A 7,579-nucleotide genomic window follows, 5' to 3' on the forward strand; every position below is an offset into this window, starting at 1 on the left:
CCTCCGATCGGCACCCGGTCAGCCCGTCCGGTCGGAGGCGGCCAACTGCTCCACAGCCTTCTCCACGGTGGTCGAACCACTCAGGAGCTGCTGGGACAGTCTTCCCATCAGGTCCAGAGTCTTTGAGGACAGCGCGACATGCAGGGCGGGCTTGCCGGTCTTGATCTCGGGCACGATCGCGGCGACGGCCGGACCCGCCTGAGAGACGTCGATCGTCGTGTCGGACGCGATCGCGCCGGCCTTGGCGTAGAACGCGGTCAAGGCGTCGGTCGAGGTCAGGGATCGCACCAGATCGGCGGCCAGCTTCGGGTCCTTCGTCCACTTGGCGACGGCGTAGCCGATGCCGCCGTCGTACGGAAGGCTGGGCGTGGCTCCGCCGGTGACGACCGGGGCCGGCATGACGCCGATCTTGTCGTGCGGCAGGAACTCGGCGAAGTCCCTCCAGTGCCCGACGTCCGACATCAGCCCGATGATGTGCGCGGCCTTACCGGTCTCGAAGACTCGGAAGATGTCGGTGAACATCGCGGTGGAGTTGGCACCGTCGTTGTTCAGCCCTTTGTCGCCGGTGTCCTTCCACAGCTGAAAGATCCGCTTCACGTGGGGGGAGGTCCAGTCACGCTTCCCGGCGATCCAGTTGTCGTACTCCTGAGGCGTCAGGATGCCGGAGCCGAGGCCCGACATGAAGAACTGGATGCCGATGCCTTCCTTGTTGCCGAGCGCGAAGCACGCGGCTCCGGTCGCCTTCTTGATGGCGGCGCAGCCGCTGACCAACTCCTCCCAGGTCTTGGGCGGGTTCGCCGGGTCGAGACCGGCCTTCTCGTAGAGCGCCTTGTTGTAGTAGATCGGGTGGCCCTGCAGGGTCACCGGCGCAGCGTAGGTCTTGCCGTCCTTGCTGAAGGCGTCCCAGCCCGCCAACCGGCTCTTGTCCTCGCTCACGTACTGGTCCAGCGGAAGGAGCGCGGCGACCCGATCGCGGAGCTGTCCGCCCCCGTTGAACAGCATGACGTCGGGTCCCTTGCTGGACTGAATGGCCGTGCCGAGCAAGGTGTAGTACTGGTCGAAGGGCTGGGCGACGAACTCGACGGTGACGCCGGGATGCCGCTTGGCGAAGTCGGCCTTCGCCTTCTCGATGTAGGTGGCCGCCGCCGGTTCGCCGGACTTCCAGTCCCACACCACGAGCTTCCGCGACTTGGGCTGCGAGTCTCCGCCGGCCGGGGACTCCGTCCGCGCCGCACTCCCGCAGCCGGCCACGGCCAGTCCCGCGGCAAGCAGGACCGACCACAACGCTCGCTGCTTCATAGCTGTTCACCCTCCGAGAGCGGCCGATACGCCCGGCCGTCCCCGGGAAACATAATTCGTATGACGTATTACGGTCAAGAGGGGACATGTAGACTGATCCAGGCCACGGGAGGGGGATATGACGGCATCGCAGGAAACGGGCAGCGCTGTCCCGGCACCGGCCTGGGCCCAGCGTCCGGCCAGTCTCGCCAAAGCGGTGACCGCCGAGCTGGTGGAGCGCATCGTTCGCGGCGTGCACCCGCCGGGGACGCCGCTGCCCACCGAGCCCGCGCTGTGCGAAGCCTTCTCCGTGAGCCGCACCGTCGTCCGGGAAGCGGTGAAAGTCCTGCAGGAGAAGGGACTGGTACGGGTCCGTCAGGGCTCCGGCACCATGGTGACCCCTCCGGTGATGTGGGACATGCTCGACGAGCTCGTCCTCGCCGCGGCCATCGCCGCGGACGAGAGCCTGGCGATCCTCGACGACCTCGTCGTCACGCGGCGCGTGCTGGAGTCCGACATGGCCAACGTCGCCGCCCGCCTGGCCGGGCCGGACACCATCGAGCAGCTGCGCGCACTGGTGGATCGGATGGACGAGCTCGTGGCCGACCCGGTCACGTACGCCGAAAGCGACCGCGCCTTCCACGACACGATCATGCGGGCGTCGGGAAACCGCATCGCCCGTGGCGTCGTACGGGCGATGGAAAGCCAGGTCATCAACACCGCCCGGTACATGGGCCGGACCGAGCGAGCCCTGTGCGTGGCGTCGAACCTCGGCCACCGCCGCGTCTACGAACGCATCGCCGCCCACGATCCCGCGGGCGCCGCCGAGGCGATGTTCCATCACATCACCGAGGCCTGGATCGTCCGCCGCAGCGGATCGGCCGATCCCGTACGGCTCCTGCGTTAGCACGGGTACGCCCCGCGAGACCGGGCGCGCGGAACGATTCGATTGACCGCTGTGAAAGTTTCATCGCGAAGCGCCAGTGGTGGCCATGGCCACTTCTCCTGGTCAGGCGCCGGAGCGACGGGGTCATCTCAGACGCAGACCCCCAATGTCGTGAAGGCCGAGCCTTGACAGGTCTTGTCACGGTCCTATTTGCTCCGCTGCATCATCGCCTCCAGCCGCCAGGAAGAAAGGAGGTCCCATTACGGCGGCGTTGAGTGAGCGCTAACACCCTCACTTCCGGAAAATTCCGGAAAAGGCGGTAGAAGTGGCTTCCCTTTTACGTTGTCCTGCCAAAAAAAGGGAAAGGAATTTCCGTGATGTCGAGGCTTAAATACCTCCTCACCGCTATCGCTTCCGCTGTACTGCTCGTCGTCCTGGCCACGGTGCATACGGCGCTGGGCGACAGCGCGTCCCCGCCTCTCGCACAGCAGAGCGCCCTAGCGGGCACCGCTGGATGCGGCAAGGCCCCGACGCTGAGAAGCGGTACTCAGTCGATTACCACCAGCGGGAAAAATCGCAGCTATATCCTGAGAATTCCAGACAACTACAACAACACAACCCCTTACCGATTAATCTTCGGATTCCACTGGAATGGCGGCACCGCCAACGATGTCGACGGGGGCGGAACCAGTGGGTACCCCTGGTCCTATTACGGGCTCAGGGCATTGTCGAACAACACCGCGATCTTCGTCGCGCCCCAGGGCTTCAACAACGGCTGGGCCAACTCGGGCGGCGAGGACATCACCTTCGTCGACGACATGATCCGCCGTATCGAGGCGGACCTCTGTGTGGACACCTCCCAGCGCTTCGCCATGGGCTTCAGCTACGGCGGTGGCATGAGCTACTCGCTCGCGTGCAGCAGGGCGACGGTCTTCCGCGCCGTGGCGGTCTACTCCGGCGGGCAGCTCAGCGGGTGCAGCGGCGGCAACGAGCCCATCGCGTACATCGGGCTGCACGGCCTCAGGGATCCGGTGCTCAACATCTCCACGGGCCGGTCGCTACGTGACAGGTTCGTCAGGAACAACGGCTGCACCCCCCAGAACCCGCCGGAGCCGGCGCAAGGCAGCCTTACGCACATCGTCACCAACTACTCGGGGTGCCGGGCCGGGTATCCGGTCGCATGGGCGGCGTTCGACGCCGGCCATACCCCCGGTCCCGTGGACGGCAAGCCCGGCGACTTGGAGCCCGGCGAGAAGTCCTGGACCAGGCCAGTGGTGTGGAACTTCTTCGCACAGTTCGGAGGCAGCGACCCGAATCCGACGCCGACGCCGACGCCGACGCCGACAGTTGATCCGCCGACGACAGGCGCGTTCAAGGGTGTGGGGTCGGGGCGGTGCCTGGACGTCAGCGGAGCCTCGCAGGCCAACGGCGCGCAGGCGCAGATCTGGGACTGCAACGGGCAGGCCAACCAGCAGTGGGCTGCCACCAGTTCCGGTGAGCTGCGGGTCTACGGCGGCAAGTGCCTGGACGTGAACGGGGCCGGGACGGCGGACGGCACCGCGGTGATCATCTGGGACTGCAATGGGCAGAGCAACCAGAAGTGGCGCCCCAACGCCGACGGGAGCATCACGGCGGTGGGGGCGAACAAGTGCCTGGACGTGTCCGGGTACGGCACCGCCAACGGCACCAAGGTGCAGATCTGGACCTGCACCGGCGCCACCAACCAGCAATGGACCCGCGTCTGACAACCCGTGACGGCTGACCACGCGCCATCGCCGGGACGAGTCATCGCCCCGGCGATGGCCACGAGCACACAGGCACGTACGCGGTGCAGGGCTCGTGCTCGTAACCGACGGAGGCCGACCGCCCGCGAAACCCCCATGGGCTTGGAGAACCGAGATGTCTGATTTATCGCGAAGACAAGTGCTGAGATTCGGCGCGGCTGGAGCCGGAGCCGCGCTGCTGCCGTTGCAATGGACGGCCGCGGCCCGGGCCGGGTCGGTAGCGCCTCCGGAGGTGCGCGCCGCGAACGACCTGGCGCTCTGGTACGACAAGAGCGCCGGCACGGAGTGGCTGCGTGCGCTTCCGATCGGAAACGGCCGCCTGGGCGCCATGGTGTTCGGCAACGTCGACACCGAGCGGCTGCAGCTCAACGAGGACACCATCTGGGCCGGCGGGCCGTACGACCAGAGCAACACGAAGGGTGCGGGGGCGCTGGGGCAGATCCGGCAGCTCGTCTTCCAGAACCAGTGGAGCCAGGCCCAGAGCCTCGTCGACCAGAACATGCTGGGCAACCCCGCCGGGCAGCTCGCCTACCAGCCCGTCGGCAACCTCCGGCTCACCTTCGGCAGCGCCTCCGGGGCCTCGGAGTATAACCGTCTCCTCGACCTGACCACGGCCACCACGACGGTGACGTACCTGCAGAACGGCGTACGGTACAAGCGCGAAGTCCTCGCCAGCGCGCCCGACCAGGCGATCGCCATGCGCCTGACCGCCGACAAGCCAGGCTCGATCACGTTCTCCGCGACGTTCGACAGCCCGCAGCGGACGACACGCTCCAGCCCGGACGGCACGACAGTGGCGCTCGACGGAATCTCCGGCGACCAGCGGGGCATCGCGGGCAAGGTGAAGTTCCTGGCGCTGGCCCGGGCGGTCGCCACAGGCGGCAGCGTCAGCAGCTCCGGCGGCACGCTCCAGGTGCGAGCCGCCGACAGCGTGACAGTGCTGATCTCCATCGGCTCCAGTTACGTGAACTACACAAATGTCAGCGGGGACTACCAGGGCATCGCCCGGCGCCACCTGGACGCCGCCGACGACAGGACCTACGACGACCTGCGTTCCCGGCATGTCGCCGACTACCAGCGGCTGTTCGGGCGGACGACGCTCGACCTCGGCCGCACGTCGGCGGCCGACCAGCCGACCGACGTCCGGATCGCGCAGCACGCGAGCACCAACGACCCGCAGTTCTCCGCGCTGCTATTCCAGTACGGCCGCTACCTGCTGATCTCATCGTCGCGTCCGGGCACCCAGCCGGCCAACCTGCAAGGCATCTGGAACGACTCACTCACCCCATCGTGGGACTCCAAGTACACGCTCAACGCCAACCTGCCGATGAACTACTGGCCGACCGACACGACGAACCTGCCGGAGTGCTACGAACCGGTGTTCAAGATGATCAACGACCTCACGGTCACCGGCGCCCGTACCGCCCGGGTGGAGTACAACGCCGGCGGCTGGGTGACCCACCACAACACCGACGGCTGGCGGGCCTCGTCGGTCGTCGACTTCGCCGCGGCGGGCATGTGGCAGACCGGCGGCGCGTGGCTGTCGACCATGATCTGGGATCACTACCTGTTCACCGGCGACCTCGATTTCCTGCGGCAGTACTACCCGGCCATGAAGGGGGCCGCGCAGTTCTTCCTGGAGACCCTCGTGCAGGAGCCGAGCCTGGGTTACCTGGTCACGAACCCATCGAACTCCCCCGAACTCAACCACCACGCGGGGGTCAGCATCTGCGCCGGACCCACGATGGACAACCAGATCCTGCGTGACCTGTTCAACGGCTGTGCCAACGCCGCCCAGGCGCTCAACGTCGACGCCGACTTCCGTACGCGGGTCCTGGCCGCCCGGGACCGGCTCGCGCCGATGAAGGTGGGCTCGCGCGGCAACATCCAGGAGTGGCTGTACGACTGGGTCGAGACCGAGCAGAACCACCGGCACATCTCCCACCTCTACGGCCTGCACCCCAGCAACCAGATCACCAAGCGCGGCACCCCCGCGCTGTACACCGCCGCGCGGCGGACCCTCGAACTGCGCGGTGACGACGGTACGGGCTGGTCGCTGGCCTGGAAGATCAACTACTGGGCGCGGATGGAAGAGGGCACGCGGGCGCACGACCTGATCCGCGCTCTCGTGACGACGGCCCGGCTCGCGCCGAACATGTTCGACCTGCACCCGCCGTTCCAGATCGACGGTAACTTCGGCGCGACGTCCGGCATCGCCGAGATGCTGCTGCAGAGCCACAACGGCGAGCTGCACGTGCTGCCCGCGCTGCCGTCGGCCTGGCCGAGCGGGAAGGTCCAGGGTCTTCGGGGACGCGGCGGCTACACCGTGGACGCGACGTGGAGCTCCGGGGGGGCCACCGAGATCCTCATCAGGTTCGACCGTGACGGGACGGTCAACGTGCGCTGCCGGATCTTCGCCGGTACCTACCAGGTGGTCGACACCACGACCGGCGACACCGTCAGCGTCGCCAAACCCGAGAACGACGTCATCAGATTGACCGGCCAGGCCGGTCGTACGTACCGCGTGACCGGGTCCGGCCCCGTGCCGCCGAGCTACGTGCGGATCACCAACGCGACCACCGGCCTGGCGCTGGACAGTGGCGGAAATGTCGCCTCCGGGGCGAACCTCAAGCAGTGGAACTGGGACGGCAGCACCAACCTGCAGTGGCAGCTCGTGGACCTGGGCGGCGGGTGGTACCGCATCGTCAACCGGGCCAACGGCATGGTCGCCGACAGCTTCGGCAACACCGCCAACGGAGCCAACGCCAGGCAGGCGGCGTGGGACGGCGGCAACAACCAGCAGTGGCGCCTCAACAGCACGGGCAACGGCCGCAACCAGATCATCAACCGCGGCACCGGCACGGCCCTCGACGGCATGGGCAACAGCACAGCCGGCTCCACCGTGGGCATGTGGACGCCGAACAACAGCACCAACAACCAATGGACCATCACGGGCGGGTGAACCCGACGACGCTCGCAGACCGTCGCGCGCGCTTCGCCGCAACCGGCCACCGGTTGCGGCGAAGCCATGGGCCTACCGACGCGGCTTCAGGAACGTCCGTTCCAGGTCCACTTCTGGTTGTTGCCGCCCGAGCAGGAGTACAGCTGGATCTGGGTGCCGTTGCCGGTGCCCGCGCCGACGGCGTCCAGGCACAGCCCCGACTGCACGCCGACGATGGTCCCGTCGGAGTTGACGCGCCACTTCTGGTTGTCGCCGCCCCAGCAGCTGTAAATCTGCACCTTCGCGCCGTTCCCGGTGCCGGCGGCATCCAGGCACTTGTTGCCGTACACCTTGACCTCACCCGCGGAGGTCGAGCTCCACTGCTGGTTGGACTGGCCGTTGCAGTCCCACAACTGCACCTGAGTGCCATCCGTGGTGGTGGCGTTGGGCACGTCCAGGCAGCGACCGGAGGCCACACCCCTGATCTGACCATTGTCGCCGGGCGGCGTCGGAGTCGGAGTGGGCGTGGGGCCGGGGTTGGCGGCGTTGAGGGCGTTGAGGACCGCGTCGTAGGCGGGCTTCTTGTTGCCGCCGCTGAACAGCAGCGGGGTGTCACCGGACCGCCAGGAGTCCTGGTCGCGTACTCCCCACACCGTGATGCCGGCGCAACGGGCCACCGCCAGGCAGTCG

At 67.4% G+C, this 7,579-nt stretch carries 5 protein-coding genes; 3 read left to right on the forward strand and 2 right to left on the reverse strand.

Going from position 1 to position 7,579, the window contains the following annotated elements; all coding sequences use genetic code 11:
- Positions 1–18: 18 nt before the first annotated feature.
- A complete protein-coding gene (locus ACIBO2_RS42715) occupies positions 19–1,299 on the reverse strand; it encodes an ABC transporter substrate-binding protein (RefSeq protein WP_397304023.1) in 1,281 nt (426 codons plus the stop codon).
- 118 nt (positions 1,300–1,417) lie between these two features.
- On the opposite strand from ACIBO2_RS42715, the gene ACIBO2_RS42720 reads away from it, so the two are divergent.
- The 3 genes from ACIBO2_RS42720 (at position 1,418) to ACIBO2_RS42730 (ending at position 6,910) form a co-directional block, all read left to right on the forward strand.
- Entirely contained in the window at positions 1,418–2,185 is a 768-nt protein-coding gene (locus ACIBO2_RS42720; protein ID WP_358557589.1) for a FadR/GntR family transcriptional regulator, read from the forward strand.
- 704 nt (positions 2,186–2,889) lie between these two features.
- Positions 2,890–3,909 (forward strand): lectin, encoded by a 1,020-nt coding sequence (locus tag ACIBO2_RS42725; protein ID WP_397304024.1) that lies wholly within the window; start codon positions 2,890–2,892, stop codon positions 3,907–3,909.
- Between the two features lie 178 nt (positions 3,910–4,087).
- Positions 4,088–6,910 carry a glycosyl hydrolase family 95 catalytic domain-containing protein gene (locus tag ACIBO2_RS42730; protein ID WP_358557583.1) on the forward strand — a complete coding sequence of 941 codons (2,823 nt, stop codon included), beginning with the start codon at positions 4,088–4,090 and terminating at the stop codon, positions 6,908–6,910.
- A gap of 86 nt (positions 6,911–6,996) precedes the next feature.
- Here ACIBO2_RS42730 and ACIBO2_RS42735 read toward each other — a convergent pair.
- Positions 6,997–7,579 (reverse strand): ricin-type beta-trefoil lectin domain protein (locus ACIBO2_RS42735; RefSeq protein WP_397304025.1); only part of this gene is annotated, 583 nt, incomplete at its 5' end.

The sequence above is a fragment of the Nonomuraea sp. NPDC050022 genome (genome assembly GCF_044460705.1).
Lineage (GTDB): Bacteria > Actinomycetota > Actinomycetes > Streptosporangiales > Streptosporangiaceae > Nonomuraea.